20 protein-coding genes are annotated in these 23,850 nt (G+C 67.7%); 13 read left to right on the top strand and 7 right to left on the bottom strand.

The features are described from left to right. Positions 1–48: 48 nt before the first annotated feature. On the top strand, positions 49–537 hold the full coding sequence (locus QSK05_RS22795; RefSeq protein ID WP_285599323.1) for an SRPBCC family protein: 489 nt from the start codon (positions 49–51) through the stop codon (positions 535–537). On the opposite strand, the gene QSK05_RS22790 is transcribed toward QSK05_RS22795, so the two are convergent. Next, positions 524–2,815: a sensor domain-containing diguanylate cyclase gene (locus tag QSK05_RS22790; protein WP_285599322.1), complete on the bottom strand. Its 2,292-nt coding sequence runs from the start codon at positions 2,813–2,815 to the stop codon at positions 524–526. The two genes, QSK05_RS22795 and QSK05_RS22790, sit on opposite strands and share 14 nt — an antisense overlap. A gap of 260 nt (positions 2,816–3,075) precedes the next feature. Between QSK05_RS22790 and zwf the strand changes: the two genes are divergently transcribed. The 7 genes from zwf to QSK05_RS22755 all read left to right on the top strand — a co-directional run bounded on the left by zwf (position 3,076) and on the right by QSK05_RS22755 (position 10,745). Further along, positions 3,076–4,572 (top strand): glucose-6-phosphate dehydrogenase, encoded by a 1,497-nt coding sequence (gene zwf, locus QSK05_RS22785; protein WP_231488545.1) that lies wholly within the window; start codon positions 3,076–3,078, stop codon positions 4,570–4,572. A gap of 356 nt (positions 4,573–4,928) precedes the next feature. Next, positions 4,929–6,185: an extracellular solute-binding protein gene (locus QSK05_RS22780; protein WP_285599321.1), complete on the top strand. Its 1,257-nt coding sequence runs from the start codon at positions 4,929–4,931 to the stop codon at positions 6,183–6,185. 1 nt (position 6,186) lies between these two features. Then, entirely contained in the window at positions 6,187–7,167 is a 981-nt protein-coding gene (locus QSK05_RS22775; protein WP_285599320.1) for a carbohydrate ABC transporter permease, read from the top strand. Further along, complete coding sequence (locus tag QSK05_RS22770; RefSeq protein ID WP_285599319.1) at positions 7,164–7,994, top strand: carbohydrate ABC transporter permease; 831 nt, start codon at positions 7,164–7,166, stop codon at positions 7,992–7,994. Before QSK05_RS22775 ends, QSK05_RS22770 begins: the two co-directional genes overlap by 4 nt. A gap of 349 nt (positions 7,995–8,343) precedes the next feature. Further along, positions 8,344–8,886: an NADPH-dependent FMN reductase gene (locus QSK05_RS22765; protein WP_285599318.1), complete on the top strand. Its 543-nt coding sequence runs from the start codon at positions 8,344–8,346 to the stop codon at positions 8,884–8,886. Then, positions 8,879–9,397 (top strand): flavin reductase family protein, encoded by a 519-nt coding sequence (locus QSK05_RS22760; RefSeq protein ID WP_285599317.1) that lies wholly within the window; start codon positions 8,879–8,881, stop codon positions 9,395–9,397. The genes QSK05_RS22765 and QSK05_RS22760 overlap by 8 nt, the downstream gene beginning before the upstream one ends. A 79-nt stretch (positions 9,398–9,476) precedes the next feature. After that, positions 9,477–10,745: a hypothetical protein gene (locus QSK05_RS22755; protein ID WP_285599316.1), complete on the top strand. Its 1,269-nt coding sequence runs from the start codon at positions 9,477–9,479 to the stop codon at positions 10,743–10,745. 100 nt (positions 10,746–10,845) lie between these two features. Here the strand turns inward: QSK05_RS22755 and QSK05_RS22750 are convergent, their stop codons facing one another. Continuing rightward, positions 10,846–12,456: an alpha/beta hydrolase gene (locus QSK05_RS22750; RefSeq protein WP_285599315.1), complete on the bottom strand. Its 1,611-nt coding sequence runs from the start codon at positions 12,454–12,456 to the stop codon at positions 10,846–10,848. A 206-nt stretch (positions 12,457–12,662) separates the two neighbouring features. Here QSK05_RS22750 and QSK05_RS22745 point away from each other — a divergent pair, with 206 nt between their 5' ends. Beyond that, on the top strand, positions 12,663–14,213 hold the full coding sequence (locus tag QSK05_RS22745) for an MFS transporter (RefSeq protein WP_285599314.1): 1,551 nt from the start codon (positions 12,663–12,665) through the stop codon (positions 14,211–14,213). Continuing rightward, positions 14,200–14,850, top strand: a complete 651-nt coding sequence (locus QSK05_RS22740; RefSeq protein ID WP_285599313.1) for a TetR/AcrR family transcriptional regulator — start codon at positions 14,200–14,202, stop codon at positions 14,848–14,850. Before QSK05_RS22745 ends, QSK05_RS22740 begins: the two co-directional genes overlap by 14 nt. Before the next feature lie 54 nt (positions 14,851–14,904). On the opposite strand, the gene QSK05_RS22735 is transcribed toward QSK05_RS22740, so the two are convergent. The 5 genes from QSK05_RS22735 to QSK05_RS22715 all read right to left on the bottom strand — a co-directional run bounded on the left by QSK05_RS22735 (position 14,905) and on the right by QSK05_RS22715 (position 20,924). Beyond that, the gene (locus QSK05_RS22735) at positions 14,905–15,423 is read right to left on the bottom strand and encodes a chemotaxis protein CheX (RefSeq protein ID WP_285599312.1); all 519 of its coding nucleotides are present in this window, start codon (positions 15,421–15,423) and stop codon (positions 14,905–14,907) included. Further along, positions 15,420–16,247 (bottom strand): CheR family methyltransferase, encoded by an 828-nt coding sequence (locus QSK05_RS22730; protein WP_285599311.1) that lies wholly within the window; start codon positions 16,245–16,247, stop codon positions 15,420–15,422. Before QSK05_RS22730 ends, QSK05_RS22735 begins: the two co-directional genes overlap by 4 nt. A 43-nt stretch (positions 16,248–16,290) precedes the next feature. Continuing rightward, positions 16,291–16,662, bottom strand: a complete 372-nt coding sequence (locus tag QSK05_RS22725) for a response regulator (RefSeq protein ID WP_285599310.1) — start codon at positions 16,660–16,662, stop codon at positions 16,291–16,293. 284 nt (positions 16,663–16,946) lie between these two features. Continuing rightward, complete coding sequence (locus QSK05_RS22720) at positions 16,947–18,572, bottom strand: methyl-accepting chemotaxis protein (protein ID WP_285599309.1); 1,626 nt, start codon at positions 18,570–18,572, stop codon at positions 16,947–16,949. A 177-nt stretch (positions 18,573–18,749) separates the two neighbouring features. Continuing rightward, positions 18,750–20,924, bottom strand: a complete 2,175-nt coding sequence (locus QSK05_RS22715; protein WP_285599308.1) for an MMPL family transporter — start codon at positions 20,922–20,924, stop codon at positions 18,750–18,752. A gap of 221 nt (positions 20,925–21,145) precedes the next feature. Between QSK05_RS22715 and QSK05_RS22710 the strand changes: the two genes are divergently transcribed. The 3 genes from QSK05_RS22710 (at position 21,146) to mctP (ending at position 23,757) form a co-directional block, all read left to right on the top strand. Further along, positions 21,146–21,790 carry a TetR/AcrR family transcriptional regulator gene (locus tag QSK05_RS22710; RefSeq protein ID WP_285599307.1) on the top strand — a complete coding sequence of 215 codons (645 nt, stop codon included), beginning with the start codon at positions 21,146–21,148 and terminating at the stop codon, positions 21,788–21,790. A gap of 101 nt (positions 21,791–21,891) precedes the next feature. Then, a complete protein-coding gene (locus QSK05_RS22705; protein ID WP_285599306.1) occupies positions 21,892–22,122 on the top strand; it encodes a DUF3311 domain-containing protein in 231 nt (76 codons plus the stop codon). Between the two features lie 3 nt (positions 22,123–22,125). Next, positions 22,126–23,757, top strand: coding sequence for a monocarboxylate uptake permease MctP (gene mctP / locus QSK05_RS22700; protein ID WP_285599305.1), 1,632 nt, complete (start codon positions 22,126–22,128; stop codon positions 23,755–23,757). Positions 23,758–23,850: the final 93 nt, after the last annotated feature.

The following is a 23,850-nucleotide window of genomic DNA, read 5'->3' as shown; positions in this document are numbered from 1 at the left end:
CCAGAACGGGGGACGCGGCGAGCCCCGGTGAGCGGGAAGGATGGTCCGATGACGTCGGAGACCAGCACGGGTACGGCCGTGGTCACGCTGACCGGGGACACGACCATCCTCATCACCCGGGACTTCAACGCCCCCCGAGATCTGCTGTGGCGGGCGTGGACCGAGCCCGAACTGATCCGGCGCTGGTGGGCCGGCGAGAAGGGCACGGTCACCCTGGTCGAGTCGGACCTGCGGGTGGGCGGCACCTGGCGCCAGGTGATGGTCGCCGACGGCGGGTTCGAGGTCGGGTTCCACGGTGAGTTCCGCGAGATCGTGGAGCTCGAGAAGATCATCTGCACCGAGACCTTCGAGGGCATGCCCGACGCCTACTCGGTGAACACGATCACCTTCTCCGAGCAGGACGGTCGCACCGGCCTGGTGATGCTCATCGAGCATACCCAGGCCGCCCACCGCGACGCCCACATCGGTTCGGGCATGGAAGAGGGCATGCAGGGATCGATGGACGCCTTGGAACGGGTCGCGGTCAGCCTTCGCTGACCGCCCGGATCACCCGGTCACGACCGGTCCGTTTGGCTTCGTACAGGGCCGAATCGGCCCGGGCCATCAGCGACTCCGCGGTCTCCCCGGCCTTCCACCAGCAGTATCCGATGGAGATGGACTGGCCCCGGGGCACCGACCGGCGCACCCGGTCGAGCACCTCACCGGCCAGCGCCTCGTCGCAGTTGGACAGGGCGATCGCGAACTCCTCACCGCCCCACCGGGCCACGGTGTCCTCGGTGCGCAACTGCCCTCTCGCCGCGTCCGCCACCTCGCGCAGCAACGCGTCACCCTCCAGGTGACCGTAGGTGTCGTTGTAGGCCTTGAACCGGTCTACGTCGGCCACCGCGATGACGAACGGGTCGCCGGTGCGCTGGGCCAGCGCGAGCAGTACCGACAACCGCTCGTCCCACGACCGCCGGTTCGGCAGCCCGGTCAGCTGGTCGGTGCCGGCCAGGTCCTCGTACCGGCGCAGCAGGTCGTCGTGCTCCAGTGCCAGCGCGGCCTCGTCGGCGAGCTGCGCGACCGCCTTCAGCCGCCGGTCGCCGACCTCGTCGAGCTCCGAGTCCCAGGTGATCGCGAGCAGCGCCGTCATCTCGCCACCCTTCCGGATCGGCTGGTAGAGAATCGACTTCGCGTTGATCAGCCGAACCATCCGCTGACTCACCAGAGGGTTCCCCTCGGCCCGCTCGATGAACATCGGCTTCTGCTCACGCCAGACCGCCGCGGTGGCCGGCACGCTCCAGGCCGGGTACGTGGACCCGACCAGGGTGAAGTCCGAACACCCGGTGACCACGAACTCGTCCGGGCCGCCGCGCTCGAAGACCGTGGCGATGGACGCCCCGGCGATCTCCACGAGCGCCGTGACGATCGCGGTGCGGGCGTCGTCACCGGCGAGGATGCGGCGTGTCACCCGGGCGATCGCGGCCAGGTTGGCCTCGCTGTCGGCCAGCTCCGTCTCGGCCTGGTGCCGGTCGGTGATGTCGAAGACGTGGGCCAGCAGGTGTGGTTCGGGCTCACCGTCGTCGATCCAGCTGAGCCAGGCCGAGGCCCAGGCGAGCACACCGTCGTAGCGCCGGAACCGCACCAGCACCTCCAGGCTGGAGCCCGGGTTGCTCCTCAGCCGGCGCATCGCCTCCGGATGCGCGTTGCTGTCGGCCGGATGCACGAACTCCGAGCGCAGGCGCCCGATCAGCTCCTCCTGCGGCACGCCCAGCAGCCGGGACATGGCCGGGTTCGCCGAGAGCAGGCGCCCCTGCGTGTCCGTGAGCGTGATGCCCATCGGGGAACCGTCGAAGATGCTGCGGAACTGTTCCTCCGACCGGGCGATCCGGGCCGCAGCGTTCACTCGATCGGTGATTTCTCGCGCCGCGCAATGAATCTCGAGCCTTTCCCGCTCGGGGTCATACAGCGGCGCGAGCGTGCACTCCATCCAGTGCCAGCTCTTGTCCCGCGCGACCAGGCGCACGGTGACCAGTTCCGAGGCCCCGTTCCCGACCGCCTCCATCGCCGCCCGCATCGGCGGCCGGTCGTCCGCGTGCACCCGGGTGAGCAGCATGGCGCCCAGCTCCAGGTCGACACCCACCGATCGGCTCACGGACGGGCTGATGTAGGTGATCCGCCCGTTCAGCGTGCAGCGGGCCACCACGTCACCGGAGTTCTCCGCCAGCAGCCGGTACTCGCTGCGGGAACGGGCCAGCTGGCGCTGCGCGGTCGTGCGCAGTTCGATCTCCCGCGCCTGCTCGATGGTGCGCCGGCGCAGCTCCAGCTGGGTCGCGACCTGCCGGGCCAGCGCCCGCATCCCCTCGCGCTGCTCCGGCGCGAGCGTGCGTTCGACCACGTCGATGACGCAGATCGTGCCGAGCACCGCACCGCTGGCCGCGGTGACCGGGTACCCCGCGTAGAACACCGCCACGGGCGGCCCGATCACGAACGGGTTGTGTGCGAAGCGGGAGTCACGCCGTAGGTCGGACACCTCCAGCTCGGCCCGGTCCCGCACCACATGCTCACAGAAAGCGACGCCACGGGCGGTCGAGCACAGGTCGGTACCGACCTTGGCCTTGAACCACTGACGCTGGGCATCGATCAGGGAGACCAGGGCGATCGGGCAGCGGGTGAGGGTCGCCGCCAGCTGCACCAGGTCGTCGAACCCCTGTTCGGGAGGGGTGTCCATGACGTCGAGGGCGTGCAGGTCGGCCAGGCGCTGCTGCTCTCCCTGCGCCGTCTGGCGAGCTTGACCGCCCTGCCCAGGGGCTGAAGGGGTGAACTGCTGCGGCACGACCGCAGAGGCGGCTCCAGAGGCTTCCGGATGTGCGCGATCGTCGGATGCCGGGGCTTCTTCCCCAGACATCCGGGCACCGTTCGCGTCACCCATCGTCATCTCAGGGCGGGTATCGGCAGGATCCCCACCGAGGCTGAGGGGGACGTGTGAATGAGGTCACCCAACGTCCACATCGACGTCCACAGAGAGGAAGGCCCGCAGGCAAGAGGACACGGGCTCCTTCGCGCCGGACGGAAGGTGGTGCAATCATCAAACCTGTGTCCGATCTAGCACCCCAGACGATTTCCTACCCGGCCCCCGGGTCACGGCCGTCGCGAGGTGGGCAGGAGATCCTCGCCCCTCACGTGATCGTGCTGTTCGGGGCCACCGGTGACCTCGCCCGCCGCAAGTTGCTGCCCGGCATGGCGCACCTTGCCGCTTCCGCACTGGCACCGGACATCCAGGTGGTCGGCACGTCCCTCGAGGACATGAGCGACGATGCGTTCCGCACGTTCGCCCACGCCGCCATGCAGGAGTTCGGTACCCACAAGCTCACCGAGGAGCAGTGGGACACCTTTGCGAAGAACCTCTGCTACGTACCCCAGTCCGCCGGACCCGAGGCTCTGGCCCAGGCCGTGGCCGACGCCGAGGCCCAGCTCGGGCCGGACACGCGGCGTCTGCACTACCTGAGCGTGCCGCCGAAGGCCGCCCTGGCCGTCATCACCATGCTCCGCGATGCGAAGCTGGTGGAGAAGTCCCGGGTGGTGATGGAGAAGCCGTTCGGCACCGACCTGACGTCGGCCATCATCCTCAACGACCAGGTGCACGAGACCTTCCGGGAGAGCCAGATCTTCCGGATCGACCACTTCCTCGGTAAGGAAGCGGCCCAGAACATTCTCGCGTTCCGTTTCGCCAACGGTCTTTTCGAGCCGATCTGGAACCGGAACTTCATCGATCACGTGCAGATCGACATTCCGGAGACCCTGGGTCTGGGCGGCCGGGCGAACTTCTACGAGAGCACCGGCGCCTACAAGGACATGGTGGTCACCCACCTGCTCCAGGTGATGGCGTTCGTCGCGATGGAGCCGCCGACGGCCCTGGAGCCCCGGGCCATCAGCGAGGAGAAGAACAAGGTCTTCCGCTCGATGCTGCCGATCGACCCGCGCGACGTGGTGCGGGGTCAGTACAGCGGCTACCGCGGTGAGGACGGCGTCGCCCGCGACTCCGACACCGAGACCTTCATCGCGCTGCGCGCCGGCATCGACAACTGGCGCTGGGCCGGCGTGCCGTTCTACCTGCGCACCGGCAAGCGGCTGGCCGAAGGCGCCCGGATCATCTCGATCGCCTTCAAGGAGGCGCCGAAGTCGATGTTCCCGGCCGGCTCCGGGGTCGGCGCGGCCGGTCCGGACCACCTGACGTTCGACCTCGCCGACGCCTCCAAGGTGTCGCTGTCGTTCTACGGCAAGCGGCCCGGCCCGGGCATGAAGCTCGACAAGCTGTCCATGCAGTTCTCCACCCAGGAGACCGAGCGGGCCGGCGACGTGCTGGAGGCCTACGAGCGGCTGATCCTCGACGCCATGCGCGGCGATCACACGCTGTTCACCACGGCCGAAGGCATCGAGTCGCTCTGGGAGCGGTCCATCCCGCTGCTGGAAGACCCGCCGCCGGTCAAGCCGTACGCGCCGGGCACCTGGGGTCCGAACGCGATCCACCAGCTGATCGCCCCCCACGCCTGGCGTCTGCCGTTCGAGCGGGCCTGGCGCGAGCACCGGTAACAAACCTGTTGGCAAACCGTTAGGCGACGGTTCCGTCAGGACGCCCGTCATCCGACAGGGGACGAGGAAGAGCACCGCTCTTCCTCGTCCCCTGTCGTTTTGCCTGACCACCGGGCCTCTCGCCGCCAGACAGCGAGTTTCGCCCGAGTTTCCTACCGGTTTGCCCGTTGTTACCCAGTGAAATCCCGGGTGCGCAAGGGGGCAGAACCGCGCAAGCACCCCTTGACGCGGTCCGCATCCTGCGCAAGTGTTACGGCCAAATCGTAAGGCGTCTTTATAAACCCCTTCGCAGCAGTTCATCGGCGGCGCGTCCGCCACACCTCCCCCGTCACCATCAGGCAACAGGAGTTTCTGCGATGAACAGACGAACCCAGGCCTTCGCGGTCGGTATCACCGGCCTGGCCCTCACCCTCTCCGCGTGCGGCGGTGGCACCGGTGGCGGTGACAGCGAGAGTGACGGCGGGGGCAAGGTCGACTCGATCAAGCTGGTCGCGGCGGAGTACTCGGACAAGACCCAGGGCTTCTGGGACGCGTTCGCGAAGACCTACCAGGAGAAGACCGGCATCAAGCTGGACGTCCAGGTGGTCAGCTGGGACGACATCGACCAGCAGAGCAGCACGATGATTCAGAACGGCAACCCGCCGGACATCCTGAACCTCAACGCCTACGCCAGTTACGCGCAGGACGACCTGCTCTACAGCGCCGATGACGTGCTGTCGCCCGAGGTGAAGTCCGACCTGCTGCCGAACTTCGTCACCAGCGGCACCTACGAGGGCAAGCTCTACGGCATGCCCGACCTGTCCTCCGCGCGGGCCCTGTTCTACAACAAGGACCTGTTCAAGGACGCCGGCATCACGGCCGCCCCGACCACCTGGGACGAGTTCGCCGCCGACGCCCAGAAGATCTCCGACCTGGGCGACGGGGTGGCCGGTTACGCCGAGCCGCTGGGCCCGGAAGAGGCCCAGGCCGAGTTCTCGATCTGGATGTTCAACAACGGCGGCAACTGGAAGACCGACGGCAAGTGGACGATCAACTCGGCCGAGAACGTCGAGACCCTGTCGTTCCTGAAGAAGCTCGCCGACGACGGCGTCACCCAGAACAACCCGGGTAAGACCAACCGCACCGACGGTGCTTTCGCCGACTTCGCCGCCGGCAAGGCCGGCATGGTGGTGGGCTTCTCGCCGCTGGCCGCGACGCTCGACGAGAACGACAAGGTCGACTACGGCGTGGCCCCGATGCCGACCAACAACGGCGACGAGCCCAAGTCGTACGGCGTCACCGACTACCTGATGGCGTTCAAGAAGGACGGCAACGCCGAAGCCGTCAAGGCCTTCTACGACCTGTACTACCAGGCCGACCAGGTGAACACGTTCATCGAGAACGAGGGCTTCCTGCCCGTCACCCAGTCCGGGGTGGAGAAGTTCAGCTCGAACAAGGACCTGAAGGTCTACCTCGACACGCTCACCGGCGTGCAGCTCACGCCCACCGACGACCCGAAGTGGGACACGGTGAAACTGGCTGTGCAGCAGAAGATCGGCGCCGCCGTGGGCAAGGACGGCGACCCGCAGGCCGTCCTCGACGACCTGCAGAAGCAGGCCGAGTCCGGGAACTGAGTTGACCGACCAGCTCGACGCCTCGGCGGGCGCGGCCGCACCATCGGCCGCGCCCGTCGCGCGTTCTCCCCGATTCCGCCGTCGGCGGCACGAATCCGGCTACGCCAGCGGACTCTCGGCCATCCCCTGGCTGATCGCCCCGATCGTCCTGATCGCCGGTGTCGTGGTCTATCCCGCGATCGCCCTGGTGCAGGCCTCACTCTCGGACTACTCGATCACCGGCCTGCGCCGTGGATCGGCCGGTTTCGACAACTACATCGACATCTTCCAGCACGACGACCTGGGACTCGTGCTCTGGAACACCCTGGTCTGGGTGGTCGTGGTGGTGGCGCTGACCATCCTGATCGGCCTGGGCCTGGCCCAGTTCATGAGCAAGGACTTCCGCGGGCGCACGGTGATGCGCTGGGCCATCATCATTCCGTGGGCCGCCTCGCTGGTGATCACCGCGCGGCTGTTCACGCTGATCCTGGACTACGAGCACGGCATCCTGAACCAGCTGCTCGTCACCCTGCACATCACCGGTGAGCCGATCGACTTCCTCGGTAACGACTCCTGGGTCATGCCGTCGATGATCGGCGTGGGCGTGTTCGTCTCACTGCCCTTCACCGCGTACGTGCTGCTGGCCGGGCTGAACGCCATCCCCCACGACCTCCTCGAGGCGGCCCGCATGGACGGCGCCTCCGCGTGGAAGGTCTACCGGTACATCACCTTGCCGCTGCTGCGGCCGGCCATGCTCGTGGCCAGCGTGCTGAACCTGATCTACGTGTTCAACTCGTTCCCGCTGGTCTACACGCTGAACGACCGCAATCCCGGCTTCACCCACGACACGTCCATCACCTACAGCTACAAGCTGGCGTTCAAGGCGGCCGAGCGCAGCGTCGGCATGTCTGCCGCGATGGGCGTGATCAACGTCCTGCTCATTCTGGTGGTCGTGATGATCTACCTGCGGATCATCCGCTGGAGGGAGGTGACCCAGGCGTGACTCTCCAGAAAAGACTGCGGCCCTATTACCTTTCGCTGATCGGTCTGGTCATCACCGTGGTGTTCGTGTCGCCGTACGCGGTGATGCTGCTCGACGCGCTGCGCCCCAGCGGCGACGTCCTGGCCTCGCCCCCGTCGTTCCTCCCGCGCGAGTGGCAGTGGAACACCTTCGGCACGGTGCTGTCCGACACCCGGTTCCTGAACTGGCTGAAGACGTCGGTCGTCGTGGCGGTCTCGTCCACCGTGATCGTGCTGCTGGCGGCGGTCCCGGCGGCCTACTTCACCGCCCGGTTCCGGTTCCCCGGCCGTACGGCCTTCCTGCTGGTGGTGCTGATCACCCAGATGTTCTCGCCGACCTCGCTGGTGGTGGGGCTCTACCGGGAGTTCTTCGACCTCACCATGGTCAACACCTACGCCTCGATCATCATCACGAACGCGGCGTTCAACCTGGCCTTCGCCATCTGGATCCTGCAGGGGTTCTTCTCCTCGATCCCGAAGGACGTCGAGGAGGCCGCCCACCTGGACGGCTGCGGGCGGGTGCGCACGCTCTGGCACGTGATGCTGCCGCTCACCCTGCCCGGCCTGGTCACCACCGTGATCTTCACCTTCATCGCGGCCTGGAACGAGTACGTCGTGGCCCTGACCCTGATGCAGGACGACGCCAAGAAGCCGCTGACGGTGGGCATCAACTCCTACGTCACCGGCTACCAGCAGCACTGGGACGAACTGTTCGCCGCGTCCTTGATCGCCGTGGTCCCGGTCGTGATCCTCTTCGCCATGATCGAGAAACACCTGGTGGGAGGTCTGACCGCCGGCTCCGTCAAATGACGTGAACCCTTCGTGATCAGGCAAGTGTCCCCGGCGTTCCAGAACTCCAGCAAGCACAGTTCTAGAACTCTGGGGACACTTGCATGATCACGGAAGACCCGGAGGGGAAGCTCACTGTTTCGGTCGAGAATCTTGACAACAGTGAGGTAGTCCTTAGTATCGATGGAAGCAGCGTAAGACGTTGCAGCCGCCGTCGCCCCACAACAAGGCGACAGGTGAATGTTCCTGCATCGCAGGCATTTCTGGCTGCCCGTACAGCGCCGTCGGGCTTGCGAACTGCAGGGGCTGACCATCTCGTCAGCGCTGCGCCTCCAGCGCGGCGCCCGGCTGCTGTGAAGGATGTGGAACGGTGAAGATCGCCGTGGTCGTGGGCAACCCCAAGCCCGCCTCCCGAACTCTGCGCGTGGCGGAGTCCGTCGCCGACGCGATCGAGAAACTGCTGCCCGGCGAGAGCGCCGAGCGTCAGGTGATCGATCTGGCCGACTACTCGTCCCGGCTGTTCGAGTGGCCCGAACCGACGCTCGCCGCGCTGAACGACGCGGTCGCGGCCAGCGACGTGCTGGTCGTGGCCTCCCCCACCTACAAGGCCACCTACACCGGCCTGCTCAAGGCTTTCCTCGACCGTTACCCCAGCAACGGCCTGGCCGGCGTCGTGGCCGTCCCGGTGATGACCGGCGCCTCCGCCGACCACTCGATGGCCACCGAGGTCAACCTGCGTCCCCTGCTCGTCGAACTGGGGGCCACCGTGCCCTCCCGGGGCCTCTACCTGGTGATGACGAAGATCGCCGACCTCGACCAGATCGCCGCCGAGTGGGGGTCGGCCAACGCCGCCAGCCTGGTACCCGCGATCAACGGGCGGATCGAGAGCAACCGGGAGGTCACCCGTGGCTGACAACACCCTCGACTTCGACGGCGCCCAGTTCCGCAAGGTCGTCGGGGGCTTCGCCTCCGGCATCGTGGTGGTCACCGCGATCAACGACGGCGAGCCGGTGGGCATGACCTGCCAGTCGTTCTTCAGTCTCTCCCTCGACCCGCCGCTCATCGCCTTCTCCCCCTCGCTCACATCGTCGAGCTATCCGCGGATCCGGGAGTCGGGTGCCTTCTGCGTCAACATCCTGGAGGCCGGCCAGGAGGCGCTCTGCAACCAGTTCGCCCGCAGCGGGTCGGACAAGTGGCGCGGTGTGAACTGGGAGCCCGGAGTGACCGGCAGCCCGCGGCTGGAGGGCGTGCTGGCGTCCATCGACTGCGAGCTGGAGACCGAGTTCGTCACGGGTGACCACTACCTGACCGTGGGCCGGGTGCGATCGCTGCACGCCACGCCGGGTCTGCACCCGTTGCTCTACTTCAACGGCGTCTACCGCCGCCTGCACCCGCACCAGGAGCTCGAGGCGCGCAGCGCGTGAGCCTGTCCGGACAGTCGCCCGGCAGTTGCCCGGCCCGCCCCCGCTGACGGGAACCTCCCGGGTCGGGCAGACTGCCGACATGGAAGACGACGACGACGAGCTGACCATCCTGGTGAGCGCCGCGGAGGGATCTACGGCGCTTGAGCGTGACGGCATGCTGCGGCGGCTGGAGGAAGCGGTCACCCTGGCCGTCGCGGAGTGCACCAACGAGGGCTACCTGACCAACGGCAGCACCGGCGAAGTCGACATCAGCCTGACCGTCGCGGCGCCCGGCCTGGCCGCGGCCGAGGCGCTCAGCCTGGTCGGTGACAGTGTCGCGGCGCTGATCAACGACCCGGCCAACCCGGGCTGGGGACCGTTCTCGGTCAGCGTCACCGGTGAGTCCGAAGACCTGACCGAGGGCCTCGACGACGCCACCGACCTGCAGGTGCTGGGTGGCTTCGACGATGTCGAGGCCGTCGAGGCCCTGCGCCGGCAGCTGGAGACGGGCACCCACGACGACGCCGAGGATCTCGACGACCTCGACGACGAGGTCGTGGTGATCGTCACCGGGCCGGACGGGCTGAGCCTGACCGGCATCGAGACCGTCCGGAACACCGAGGCGGCCCAGGAGCAGCTGCTCACCAGCGCCGAGCTGCTCACCAGCGTGGAGCTCGACCAGCTGACCGCCCTGGACCTCGAGGCCGAGGACGAGGACGCCCGGGAGGAGGCCCGGACCCAGGCGCGCTTCGTGGCCGGGGCCCTGTTCCAGGCCTCGGTGGCCGTGGTGGACCAGCTGTTCATTGATCTGGACACGCTGACCCGCGACGGCACCACGGAGACCGTGGCCGAGGCCCCGGACGACGTGTTCTTCGTGCTGGGCGGCCTGCCGGAGCGCTACGCCGACCGCTACGACGCCCTGTTCGCCCAGCGGCTGATCATCGCCACGGCCGACGTGACGCGGCGGCTGACGGCCGGCTGGGAACCGCTGGCCTGCGTGGCTCACGAGCTGGCCCTGCGCCTGATCCTCGACGCCGCCGAGGTCGAGCTCGACCAGGCCGATGTGGAGCTCGACGAGGGCTGGCGCGGGGCGATCGAGGCCAACCTGTTCGAGGACTCCGACCACGAGATCCTCTTCGACCCGCAGACCCCCGACGATGTCGACGACGAGGATCTCCAGGTCGGCGAGGAGTCCGCGCCGATGGGCTTCGTGCACTGGTTCACCCCGTTCAACGCCGAGCGGCACCTGCCGCCCTACCTGGTCGAGCTCGTGGAGTTCGACGAGGAGGACGACGAGGACGAGGACGACGAGGTGGACGAGTCCGGCGAGGACGGCCTGGAGCAGCAGCAGGAGCACCAGCAGCACTAGAGCCTCTGGCGTCGTTGTCGTGATCGGGCCGGCATTTCCCCCGGGGAACGCCGGCCCGATCACGACGGGGCCGTGCTGCGGATGCTGCGGATGCTGCGGATCAGGTGTTCTTGCCCACCACCGGCTGCGGCACCGGGTCGCACTTCTTGTCCGACGTCCGGCCCTTCACCCGCGTGGGCAGCGTGCCGTTCTTCAGATACGCGGCGACCGCGTCGTCCGTGCAGGCGACACCGTTCAGCGAGCCGGCGTGGGTGGTACCACCGACCCCCTCGATCAGGGCCGACCGGGGGAAGCGGCTGCGCACCTCGAGGGCCCCCTCGTACGGCGTTGCCGCATCGAGGGTCTCGGAGATCAGCAGCGTCGCGGGGGCCTGGGAACCGTCGACGACCGGTGTCTTGCCCACCTCGCTGTCCCAGTAGATGCACGGGGCGTTGAACCAGACGTTGGACCAGGTCATGAACGGCGCCCGCGCGTTCGTGGTCTTGGCGTCCTTCTTCCACTTCGCCCAGCTCGTCGGCCATTTCACGTCGGAGCACTGGGTGGCCAGGTACATCGCGAAGCCGTTGTCCTGGCCCTTGCCCTGCGGGTTCGCGTCGTCGTAGAGCGATTTCAGCGTCTTGGCGTCACCGTCGTGCACCCAGCCGGCGAAGGCATCCGCCGTGTCCTCCCAGCTGAGCGTGAAGTAACCGGCGCCGAGGAAGACGTCTGTCCACTCGTCCCCACCGATCTTGCCCCCCGCGGCCTTCTTGTCCAGGGCGGCCAGCTGCTTGTAGTACTGCTTCTTCACGGCCGCACCGGTCGAACCCAGCTTGTAGGTGGCGTTGTTCTTCGCCACCCAGGTGAAGAAGACGTCCATGGCCGCGTCGAAGGCGGTGTCCTGGTCCAGGTTCGCCTGATACCAGACCTTGCGCGGGTCGACCACCCCGTCGAGCACCATGCGCCGCACCCGGGTCGGGTACTGCGTGGCGTAGACCTGACCGAGGTAGCTGCCGTACGAGAAGCCGTAGAAGTTGATCTTCTTCTGGCCCAGCGCCTTCCGCAGGACGTCCATGTCCTTGACGTTGTCCGTGGTCTTCAGGTTGTCCAGCAGCGCACCGCCGGCCTTGGCACAGGCCTTCGCGTAAGCCTTCGAGCGCTTCAGCCAAACCTGTTCGGCCTTGGCCGTCTTCGGCACGTACTGCGGCCGGTCGTACGAGAAGTAGCTACCGTCACAGCTGAGCGCGGGCTTGCTGGAGCCGACGCCCCGCGGGTCGAACCCGATCCAGTCGTAGGCGTCACCGACGTTGTCCGGCACGTACTGCCCCAGCGACGAGAGCGTCAGGCCGGAACCGCCCGGGCCACCCGGGTTGACCAGCATCGCGCCCTGGTACTTGGCCTTCTTCACGGTGTGCTTGACCCGCGAGACGGCGATCTTGATCTTCTTGCCCCGGGGCTTGTCGTAGTCGAGCGGAACCGTCAGGTAGCCGCACTGGGCACCGAGCGATTTCAGGTTGGCGCTCGCGCACTTGCCCCAGGTGATCGGCTTCGGGTCGAACGCCACCTGGGTGGCAGCCGTCGACGCCGCGGCCACCACCGGTGCCGTGCTCGCAGCAGGTGCGGCGTTCGTCGTGCCGTTCCCGGAATCCCTGGCCCACGCCACCGAGCCGGTCACCGCCGAAGCGGCCACCAGCGCGGCGGAGGCCGTCATGACCACGATCTTCTTGTTCACCATCTGCCCTCTTGATCGCCTTCAGCCCGCTTCGTCCTCCCGCCGAGTGTTCCGCCGCCATGTCCGGTTGGCAATAGATGCCCACCTCGCGCTGTGATGTAGATCACGATTGAGGACGAGGGTGCGCACGAACCGGAATCGATATTCCGCTCTCAGGTACGGTGACCTGGAGCGGAATCACAGTTCCGTTTCGAACGACAAGGAGCATGATGCGGGCCACCCTCCCCGAGAACGGAATCCCGGGCGAACACCACCGACGCACGCCCCCGGGCATCACCTTCGCCGTCCTGACCCTCGGAGTAGGAACCTTCACCCTGCTCCAGTCGCTCGTCATCCCGGTGATGGCGACCATCCAGCACGACCTCGGCACCACCCAGGCCGGCGTCACCTGGGTCCTGACCGCCTACCTGCTGTCCGCCTCGGTGGCCACGCCGATCATGGGACGCCTGGGCGACCTGGTCGGCAAGGAAAGGGTTTTCGTCGCCACGCTGATGGCGCTGGCGATCGGCTCGCTGCTCGCGGCCCTGGCCCCGAACCTGGCCGTGATGATCATCGCCCGGGTGGTCCAGGGCCTGGGAGGCGGTGCCCTGCCCCTGGCCTTCGGCATCATCCGCGACGAGTACCCCGCCCACCGGGTCACCGGCGCGGTCGGCAGCCTGGCCTCCCTGACCGCGGTCGGCAGCGGCATCGGCCTGGTTCTCGCCGGCCCGATCGTCGACGCGCTGAGCTACCGGTGGCTGTTCTGGATCCCGATGATCATGACCGCGGGCGCCGCGGTGGCCGCCCACTTCCTGATCCCGGCGTCCCCGGTGCGATCGCCCGGCCGGATCTCCTGGCGCCCGGCGCTGTTGCTGTCCGGCTGGCTGGTCTGCCTGCTGCTGGCACTCAGCCAGGCCTCGTCCTGGGGCTGGGTGTCACCGGCGGTGCTCGGTCTGACCGCCGGTGCGGCAGTGCTCGCCGGCCTCTGGGTCCTGGCCGAGACTCGCGCCACCACACCGCTGATCGACATGCGGATGATGCGCCGGCGCCCGGTCTGGACGGCGAACCTGGTGGCCCTGCTGCTGGGCGTGGCGATGTACGCGGTGTTCGGCTTCCTGCCGCAGCTGCTGCAGACGCCGGTCGGGGCCGGGTACGGCTTCGGCGTCGGCATCACCCTCTCCGGCCTGCTGCTGGCGCCCCAGTGCCTCGTCCAGCTGCCCACCGGCATCCTGTCCGGCAAGCTCTCGGCCCGCTATGGCGGTAAGTGGTTCACCGTGGCCGGGTGCGCGATCACCACCCTCTCGATGATGATGTTCGCCTTCGCCCACGACCACATCAGCCAGATCCTGATCGGCTGTGCCCTCTTCGGATTCGGTATGGGCTGGGTCTTCTCGGCGATGTCAGGGCTGATCGTGCAGGGCGTGCCGCAGGAGCAGACCGGGGTGGCGAGCGGCATGAACGCCAACATCCGCACCATCGGTGGCGCCATCGGCTCGGCCGTGATGGCCAGTGTGGTCACCGCCCACACCGGGACCGGCGGGTTCCCGGAGGAATCCGGCTACACGGTCGGCTTCGCCCTGCTGAGCGGTGCTCTCGTACTGGCCACGCTGGCCGGGCTGCTGATCCCCGATCTGCGGCCGAAGGTGCGGGCCGTGACCACCGCGCGCACCTCTGGGGGCACCTCCCGTGCCCGAAGGGTTGGGGGGACCCCGATCACCACCGAAACCCCCGAACTCGCGCTGGTCGCGGGCGGTACGCTCGTGGTTGATGAACGGGATTGACGCTCCAGTGGGGGCCACCGAGCGCCCGATGCGCAGAGACGCGGCGCGCAACTCGGAGGCCGTGCTGGCCGCGGCCCGGGACGTGATCTCCGAGTCCGGTGTCGAAGCCAGCATGGAGCAGATCGCCTCCCGGGCCGGCGTCGGCGTCGGCACGCTGTACCGGCACTACCCGAACAAGCAGGCTCTGGTCGACGAGCTGGTCCGGATCATCCTGGACGAGCTGATCAGCACCGCCCGGGCCGGTCTGGAAGACGAGCACGGCAACGGGCTGGAGACCTTCCTACGGGCCTTCGGCCGTTCGCTGGCCCGGCATCACGGTTACTCGGCCAAGCTTTTCAGTCCGGGCAACGAGACCCACCAGCAACAGCTCAACGCGCTGATCGCCGATCTGCACGCTCAGGCCTTCGAGCACGGCCGGATCAGCCCCGGCGTCGCGTTCGGTGACGTCCGGGCCCTGATGTGGGCCCTGCGCGGCATCGTCGCGGTGACCGGGCAGAGCGCTCCGGATGCCTGGCAGCGTCACCTCGACCTGCACCTGGCTGCCCTGCGCATCGACCCGGCGCCCAGCAGTCGCCCGGCGATCAGCGACGAGCAGTTGCAGCGCATCGCCGACGCGCACAAACGCCCCCAGAAATGACGAGAACTGGCCGGCGCCCCGAGGGTGCCGGCCAGTTTCGTGCGTCAGAGCCGCTCAGACGCCGACCTCCGCCGAGTGCTGCGCCGACCCGGACGGCCACCGGGTCTTCGCATCGGCCGAGTGCAACGGCATCACCACGAGTTCCATCACGTTGCCGAGCAGGCTCGCGCCGGCCCGGATCGCGTCCGGTGAGTCGCCCTCGTGCTCGAAGGCGAGCTGCGGGGCGGGCAGCGACAGCTGACCGTTGTGACACAGCAGCGACTTCACGTTACCCGCAGCGATGTTGCCGAGTTCGGCGATCACGTCGAGCATGTCGTCCGGCGCCGGCTCAGCCACCCCCAGCAGGGTCGCCGCGAGCGTCGTGATGAGGTTGCCCTCGGCGCGCACGTCGACCCCCAGGAACGAGCCGTCCTGCGGGTCCTGGATCACCAGGCGGGACACCGCCAGGCCGACGGCCGCCGGCAGCGGCTCCGCCGTCGGCTCCGCCTGCTCACCGAGGACCGAGGCGATCATCTCGACGAGCAGCATCTCCAGATCAGCCTGGGATGCGGCCAGTTCAGCGGGATCGATCATGATGCTCCATTTCCCAGGTGCTGGAACACGACCGCTCGGTCCACGTCCACCCGCTTCCAGTTGGGACCCAGCGACGGAGCGGTCTCGGCGCCCCCCAGCACCAGGTAACCGCCCGGACGCAGCACCGACCGGCAGTTCTCGATGACGCGCTTCTTGGTGGGCGGGTCGAAGTAGATCAGCACGTTCCGCAGGAAGATGATGTCGCACTGCGGATGGCCGACCGGTGGCTGGGCCAGGTTTCCCCACTTGAAGGTCGCCAGATCGCGAACCTCCTTCTTCAGTACCCAGTCCCGGCCTACCTGGTCGAAATACTTGACCAGGTAGGGAACCCGCAGACCGCGGTTGATCTCCAGCTGCGAGTACTTACCCGCGCCGGCCCGCTCGACCATCTTGTGCGAGATGTCCGTGCCGACGATCTTGGCATCGAAACCCGGGTTCCGGGGCAGCCAGTCGAGCAGCAGCATGGCCAGCGAGTAGCCCTCCTGACCGGAGGAGCAGGCTGCCGACCACACGGTGATCTTCTTGGTCAGCGACGTCTTGGCCACATCCGGCAGCAGCTGCTTGGTGAAGACGTCGAAAGGGGCCGTGTCCCGGAACCACAGGGTCTCATTGGTGGTGAGCGCGTCGATGACCGAGGCGATCAGCTGTGAATCGCCGCGGCGCAGCCGGGCGACGAAAGCGGCAAGATCGCTCTCCCCGCTGGTCCGCATCAGCGGCACCAGTCGGGACTCCACCAGGTACTCCTTGCCAGGCTGCAGATCAATGGCACTGCGCTGGCGCACCAGGTCGGCCACGAAAGCGAAGTCCGTGGTCGCGATACTCATCGGCGAGATCTCCCTTCACCCACTGCTAACTCTTCCGGTGTGCTCATCGCTCGATCAGTCCCAGCATCTCCAGCTTCTCGGCAATGACCTCGTCGGTGAACGGCTTGATCACGTACTCGTGCGCACCGGCGGCGAGCGCCCGCACGATGTTGTTCTGTTCGCTCTCGGTGGTGACCATCATCAGCACCACGTCCCGGTACTCCGGGTTCTGCCGGACCTTCTTGATGAAGGTCAGCCCGTCCATGACCGGCATGTTCCAGTCCACGAGCGCGACCTCCGGACGGGCCCCGGCATCGAGTGCGGCCAGAGCCTCCGCTCCGTCGCCGGCCTGAACCACATCGAAGTTCAGGTTGGTGAGGAGTTTGGTCAGGATGGTCCGCATCACCCGCGAGTCGTCGACGACTAGTGCCTGCATGATCCGCCTATCTCTCTTTCATGCTGATCTCAGCTGATGGGATTTCGGTTGCGTTTCAGTGGTTTACAGCCGGAAGCGGGACACCAGCTGACGTACGGGGTAGTTCCTGGAGCCTTTCGGTTGGGCACCGGCCGTTGGGGCGGCCTGGATCGTCCCCAGCCCATCGGCAACGATCTGCGACGACTGAACACTCAGCGTGTTCGAGTTTTTGCTCCACGCTGCCGTGCCACCCGTCCGGCCGCTGCTCCCCGGAGCCGCTGGACGAGGAGTGGCATCAGATCTCGTCACAGCCGGAACCGGGAGACCAGCTGACGGAGCTCACCCGACAGTCCTGCGAGCTCCCCTGCGGCCCGCTCGGCCTGGCCGATGCTTTCCCCCGAGGCCTGGGCGGCCCCGGCCACCGAGTCCACGCTCGCGGCGATATTGGCCGATCCCGCCGCCGCCTCGGTGATGCTCCGGGAGATCTCCGACGTGGTGGCGGTCTGCTCCTCGACCGCCGAGGCGATCGTGGTCTGGTACGAGTTGACGTCCTCGATCGTCTGCGAGATGCGGGCGATCGCGTTGACCGCCTCCTGGGTGTCTGCCTGGATCGTCTCGACCCGGCGAGAGATGTCCTCGGTGGCGCGGGCCGTCTCCTGGGCCAGTTGCTTCACCTCCTCGGCGACGACGGCGAAGCCCTTGCCCGCCTCCCCGGCCCGGGCCGCCTCGATGGTCGCGTTCAGCGCCAGCAGATTGGTCTGTTCGGCGATCGAGGTGATCGCCTTGACCACATTGCCGATCTCCTCGCTGGAGTCACCCAGCTTCCCGACGGTCGCCCGGGCCGTGACCGCCTCGTTGACCGCGCTGGCGGCCACCCGGACGGCCTGAGCCGATGACGAGGCGATCTCCCGGATGCTCGCCGTCATCTCCTCCGTGCCGGCGGCCACCGTCTGCACGTTCCCCGACACCTCGTTCGCGGTACCGGCCAGGCCGGAGGCCTGCCGGGACGTCGCCTCGGCGTTCGCGGAGATCTGCGCGGAGATGGAGCCCAGACTGTGAGAGGCGTCGGAGAGCGTCCCCGATGTTCCGTTGATCTGGATCATGGCCGCGCGCAGGGAATCCCGGGCCTCGTTCAGGGCCGTGGCCATCTGGCCGATCTCGTCGCGGCCCCCCACGTCGGCTGCCACGGTGAGGTCGCCCTCGGACAGCGCCACCAGCGCCAGGCGCAACCGGTTCACCGGGCCGGACACCATCCGGGCGATCCACAACCCGACGGCGAAGAGCAGCACCGCGCCGAGGACCGTGATCACCCAGATCCGGATCGCGGCGCTCTTGGCGTCGGAGGCCGAGGCGTCCGACTGGTCGGTCATCGACTTGTCCAGGCTCGCGGTGATGACCGCGATCTGGTCCCGGACGTCGTTGGCCAGCGGGTCGAAGTCAGCGCGGACCTTGGCGACATAGGCGTCGATCCGGCCGCGGCCCAAGTTGAGCAGCGATGCGGTGGGCAGAAGTTCGTCCTGCCACATCGTCCAGGTCTTCTCGGTCGCCGGAATCAGTTTGTCCGTCACGACGGCCAGGTCGGCGGCCGGAAGATCCAGCGTCTGGAGCTGCTTCATCTCTGCGAGCGCTTCGTCGTAGTTCTCTTTCGCGCTCTCGAGGAAGCTGTCGCGAGTTTCGGCGTCCGGGGCGATCACGGTGGCATAGACGAACCGTCGAAAGCCGCTGTAGTTGGACCGGGCGGAGAGAATTGCCTGGCTCCCCTCGGCGGTGACATCGACGACGTACTCGCCGGACTTCTGCACCTGGTTCAGGGCGTGCTGACCGGTCCACCCCACCGCAGCGGTGAGGATGACGGCGATCAGGGCCAGTATCAGGATCTTGAGGCCGATCCGGAGATCGGTGATGAACTTCAGAGGGGAGTGCACGGTCATGGGTGGCCTTCCACCGAGAGCCGGGGAGAAATCGTCACGCTTTCATCGACCGGACGACGGCCACCTGAATACCGTCCGGCTGAAACAGATCACGTGAGGTTCCGGTATCACCTGTACGGACGCGGGAGGGCCCCGCACGCAGACCGCGTGCGGGGCCCTCCCGGTTCACCAGGGGATTCAGAGGACCGGGGCGGGCTCCTCCTCCTTCTGGTGCTCGAGCTTCTTCTCCAGGCCCTCCCCCTCCACGTCCAGGCGCGGCAGCAGGCGGTCCAACCAGCCCGGGATCCACCAGGCGGCGTTGCCGAGCAGGGCGAGCACGGCCGGCACCAGGATCATCCGCACGATGAACGCGTCGACGAAGACCCCGACCGCGAGTGCCAGGGCGATCGGCTTGATGTTGGCGTCGCCCTCCGGCACGAATGCGGTGAACACCGAGACCATGATCAGCGCGGCGGCCGTGACCACCCGGGAACCGGCCGCGTACCCGACGCGCAGGGCCTTGCGGGCGTCCCCACCGTTGTGCACGAACTCCTCGCGGATCCGGGCCACCAGGAACACCTCGTAGTCCATGGCCAGGCCGAAGAGCACACCCATCAGGATGATCGGCATGAAGCTGATGACCGGGCCCTCGCGCTGCACGCCGAGGAGGTCACCCAGCCAGCCCCATTCGAACACCGCGGTGACGGCGCCGAACGAGGCACCGACCGAGAGCAGGTAGCCGAGGGCGGCCTTGATCGGGACGGCGATGGAGCGGAAGACCGCGCCGAGCAGCACCAGGGAGAGGCCGACGACGGCGATGCCGAAGGGCAGCAGGGCGTCGCTGAGACGGTCGGAGATGTCGATCGCGATGGCGGTCTGGCCGGTGACGCCGACATCGACACCGTACTTCTGCCGCAGATCGGCGTCGGCCGAACGGATCTCCTTCACCAGGTCGGACGTGACCTGGGAGGAGGCGCTTCCGGTCGGGACCAGGGCCACCACGGCCAGGTCGCCGTCGGCGTTGACCGCCGCCGAGCTGACCCCGGCCACACCCTTCAGGCCGCCGAGTTCCTGGGCCAGCTGGGCCAGGAGCTTCTGCGGGTCGGAGCCGGCCGGAAGATCGGCGGTGACCAGCAGAGGAGCGTTGGCGCCGGGGCCGAAGTGAGTGGCGACCAGGTCGAACGCCTTGCGCTGAGTGGTGTCGGACGCGGCGGTGCCGTTGTCGTTCAGGGCCAGGCGCAGGTCTTTGGCCGGCACGGCGAGCGCGCCGACGGCGACCACCACGAGCAGGATCGTCACCACCGGGATCCGGATGACGGTGCTCAGCCAGGCGTGGGCGAAGCGGTGACGTTCCTTGCCCTCAACGGGTTTCGGCGTCAGACGCGATCCCAGGAAACCGAGCAGGGCCGGCAGCAGGGTGAGCGCGATCAGCACGGCCACCAGCACGGCTCCGGCCGCGGCCACACCCATGACGGTGAGGAACGGGATGCGGGCGACGGCCAGGCCGACCAGGGCGATGATCACGGTCAGACCGGCGAAGACCACTGCGGAACCGGCCTTCGCCACCGCCCGGGCCGCCGACTCCTCCGGGTCGAGACCGTCCCGGAGCTGGTCGCGGTGCCGCGAGACGATCAGCAGCGCGTAGTCGATGCCGACGGCCAGACCGATCATCAGGGCCAGGAGCGGCACGGTGCTGGAGATGTCGAGCACCGGGGTGAACAGCCAGATCGCGGCCATCGTGGCGCCGACGCCGACCAGGGCGGTGATCAGCGGGAGCCCGGCGGCGAGGATCGAGCCGAAGGTGACGATCAGCACGATCAGCGCGACCACCACGCCGATGCCCTCGGTCGGGGTGACCGACGGCAGGGACACGGCGAAGACCTCACCGCCGAACTCGACCTGGCCGCCCGCGGCCGTGATCGGCTCAGCGGCCTTCTCGATGGCGTCACGCAGGGCGTCGGAATCGTCGCGCCAGTTGCTCTCCACCTGCACGGTGCCCAGGGCGACCTGCCGGTCCTGCGAGATCGCGCCCTTGACCTGCTCGTTGTACGGGTCGATCACGGCGGTGACGCCGTCGACCTGCGAGACGGCGGCGAGCGAACTGCGCACCGCCTTCTTCATCTCGGGGGTGGTGACGTCGGACGCGACCGCGACCACCTGCGCCTGGCCACCGGCCAGTTCGGGGAAGCGGTCGCCGAGCGTGTCGAGAGCCTCCTGCGAGGCGGTGCCGGGAATCCGGAACTCCTCGCTGGTGCCGCTCCCGAGGGTCACCGCCCCGGCGGCGAGTCCGGCGAGCACCAGGACCCAGACGCCGATGACGACCAACCGCCCCCGGTAGGCGCGCCGGCCGAGCGCATAAAGCAGCGTGGACATACGTGTTCTCCCATCAGCGCCCGGGGCAGGGGGCGTCTGAACAGCTTCGATACAGGTCTGTATTGAATACAGTAATGTACTGAACAGGAGTTGGACAGCCGAGGTGCAGCCCTCACACACCTCCCAAATCGTCCGGCGACCTGCCGGCTGCCGCCACCTGAGGGAGACTGTGCGTTCGCCACGCCGACGGGCGCGAACCACGAGGAGACCGAGGAACGACCGTGATCGAGCAACCGACCCGGATCACCCCCCGGCGGGCCGCCACCCGGCAGCGTCTACTCGCAGCCGCGAGCGCGGTCATCGCCGAGCGCGGAGTGAACGGCGCCAGCGTGGAAAGCATCTGCGAGGAAGCCGGTTTCACCCGGGGCGCGTTCTACTCGAACTTCGCCACCAAGGAAGACCTGCTGAACGAGCTGATGGCGCAGAAGCACGAGACGCTGCTCGGCGGGGTCCGGACGATCCTCGAGCAGAGCGCCCGGAGCACCCAGGACCCCCCGGACGGCGTGGAGATGGTCGACTACCTGGTCGACCAGGTCATGGCCGCCAACCCGCAGGACCGTGAGTCGAGGCTGGTGGAGAGCGAGGTCGGGCTCTACCTGATCCGCAACCCGGAGCACGCCCCGCTCTTGCTGAAGACCATGCAGCCGTTCCGTGAGGAGTTGCTGCGACTGCTCACCGTGGGACTGGCCCGGGCCGGCCGTCGCCTGGCGGTCGCCCCCGAAGACGCCATCAACGCCGTGATCGCCGGCTACGAGACGGGCACCACCGCGATGTGGGTCGCCGCCGCGAGCGGTCAGGGCGCGGACCTGGATGTCTGCCGTCGCACGCTGATCATCATCGTCAAGGCGATCTCGGAACCCGTCTGACCCTTCTTCACAGACTGCCCCCGTGACCCTTGGCGGACAAACTGTGACCTGATAGACAGTCACTCGCCTCTGTCGTACACCGTCAGTGAGGGGAAGTGACAATGTCGTCCTCAGAACCTCCCGAGGAGCCGCACCGCGGGCACTCGGACGCCAGTCACTGGAACTGGTTCCTGCTCATCCCGATCGTGATCCCGCTGAGCACACCGCTCTTCAATCACGACAACCCGCGCCTGTTCGACTTCCCGCTGTTCTACTGGCTACAGCTGGCCTTCGTTCTGCTCGGGGTCGGCTGCACCGCGCTCGTCTACACCAAGACGAAGCGGAGGGACTGAGGCATGCCCCACGCCTCCGACCACATCGTCGAACTCGTCGTCTTCACCTTCCTCTTCCTGCTCGTCTCGGTGATGGGCTTCGCCGCCGCCCGCTGGCGACGGGCCGACTCGCTCGACCATCTGGACGAATGGGGTCTCGGAGGGCGGAACTTCGGCACCTGGGTGACCTGGTTCCTCCTCGGTGGCGACCTCTACACGGCCTACACCTTCGTCGCGGTCCCGGCCCTGGTCTTCTCCTCCGGGGCCATCGGCTTCTACGCCGTGCCGTACACGATCCTGATCTACCCGCTGGCGTTCCTGGTGATGACCCGGCTGTGGTCGGTGAGCTACCGGCACGGCTACGTCACCCCGGCCGACTTCGTGCGGGGCCGCTTCGGCTCCCCCACCCTGGCCCTGCTGGTCGCGATCACCGGCATCGTCGCCACCATGCCGTACATCGCCCTGCAGCTCATCGGCATCGAGGCGGTGCTCAAGGTGATGGGCGTGACCGGTCACCTGCCGATCATCATCGCGTTCCTGATCCTGGCCGTGTACACGTACAGCTCGGGCCTGCGGGCGCCGGCGCTGATCGCGTTCGTCAAGGACACGCTCATCTACCTGGTGATCATCGTGGCCGTGATCGTGATCCCGTACAAGCTCGGCGGCTGGGGAGTGATCTTCGGCAGCGCCGAGCAGGCCTTGAGCCAGACCAACCCGAACACCGGGGCGCCCCGGGGCAGCATCGTGCTGAACGCGAACAACCAGTTGCAGTACATCACCCTGGCGCTCGGCTCGGCCCTGGCGCTGTTCCTCTACCCGCACTCGCTCACCAGCGTGCTGGCGGCCAGGAGCCGCGACACGATCAAGAAGAACATGTCCGCGCTGCCGGCCTACAGCTTCCTGCTCGGCCTGATCGCGCTGCTGGGCTACATGGCGCTGGCCGCCGGGATCAAGCCCCTGGGCAAGGACACCAACACGATCGTGCCCTCGCTGTTCGACCAGATGTTCCCGGACTGGTTCGCGGGCGTGGCCTACGCGGCGATCGGTATCGGGGCGCTGGTGCCGGCCTCGATCATGTCGATCGCGGCGGCCAACCTGTTCACCCGCAACGTCTACAAGGAGTATCTGAAGCGCGACGCCACCCCGGCTCAGGAGGCGGGAGTCAGCAAGATCACGTCCCTGGTGGTGAAGGTCGGCGCGGTCGCGGTGATCCTCTTCCTCGACCCGCAGTTCGCCATCGACCTGCAGCTGATCGGGGGCGTCCTGATCCTCCAGACCCTGCCGTCCGTGGCCCTCGGGGTGTACACCCGCTGGCTGCATCCGTGGGCGCTGAGCACCGGTCTGGTGGCCGGGCTGGTGGTCGGCATCGGGATGCTCTACCAGATCCCGAACCCGAACAACGGCAAGGACCATTTCGGTGGCTCCGCCTACAAACTGTCACTCGCCGGGTTCGACAGCGACAAGCAGATCTACGTCGGTTTCGTGGCGGTCCTGGCCAATCTGATCATCACCGTGCTGCTCACCCTGGTGCTGCGGCGGGCCGGTGCACCAGAACTCCCGGACGCGACCGAGGCGGGGGACTTCACCGTGGAACGTGCTCCCGATGCACCCCCACCGGCCGCTTCCGGAGCACCCGCCACCCTGGCGGGCGACTAACCACGCAGGGTCACCCAGCAAAGCCGCTGCACAGCCGTGGGCCCCGGGACAACTCGGTTCCTGGGGCCCCGCGTTGTGCAGGAAGCCCCCAGG

Source organism: Kineosporia sp. NBRC 101731, from assembly GCF_030269305.1.
In the GTDB taxonomy this organism is placed as follows: Bacteria; Actinomycetota; Actinomycetes; order Actinomycetales; family Kineosporiaceae; genus Kineosporia.
This window is presented reverse-complemented; position numbering and strand designations above follow the sequence as displayed.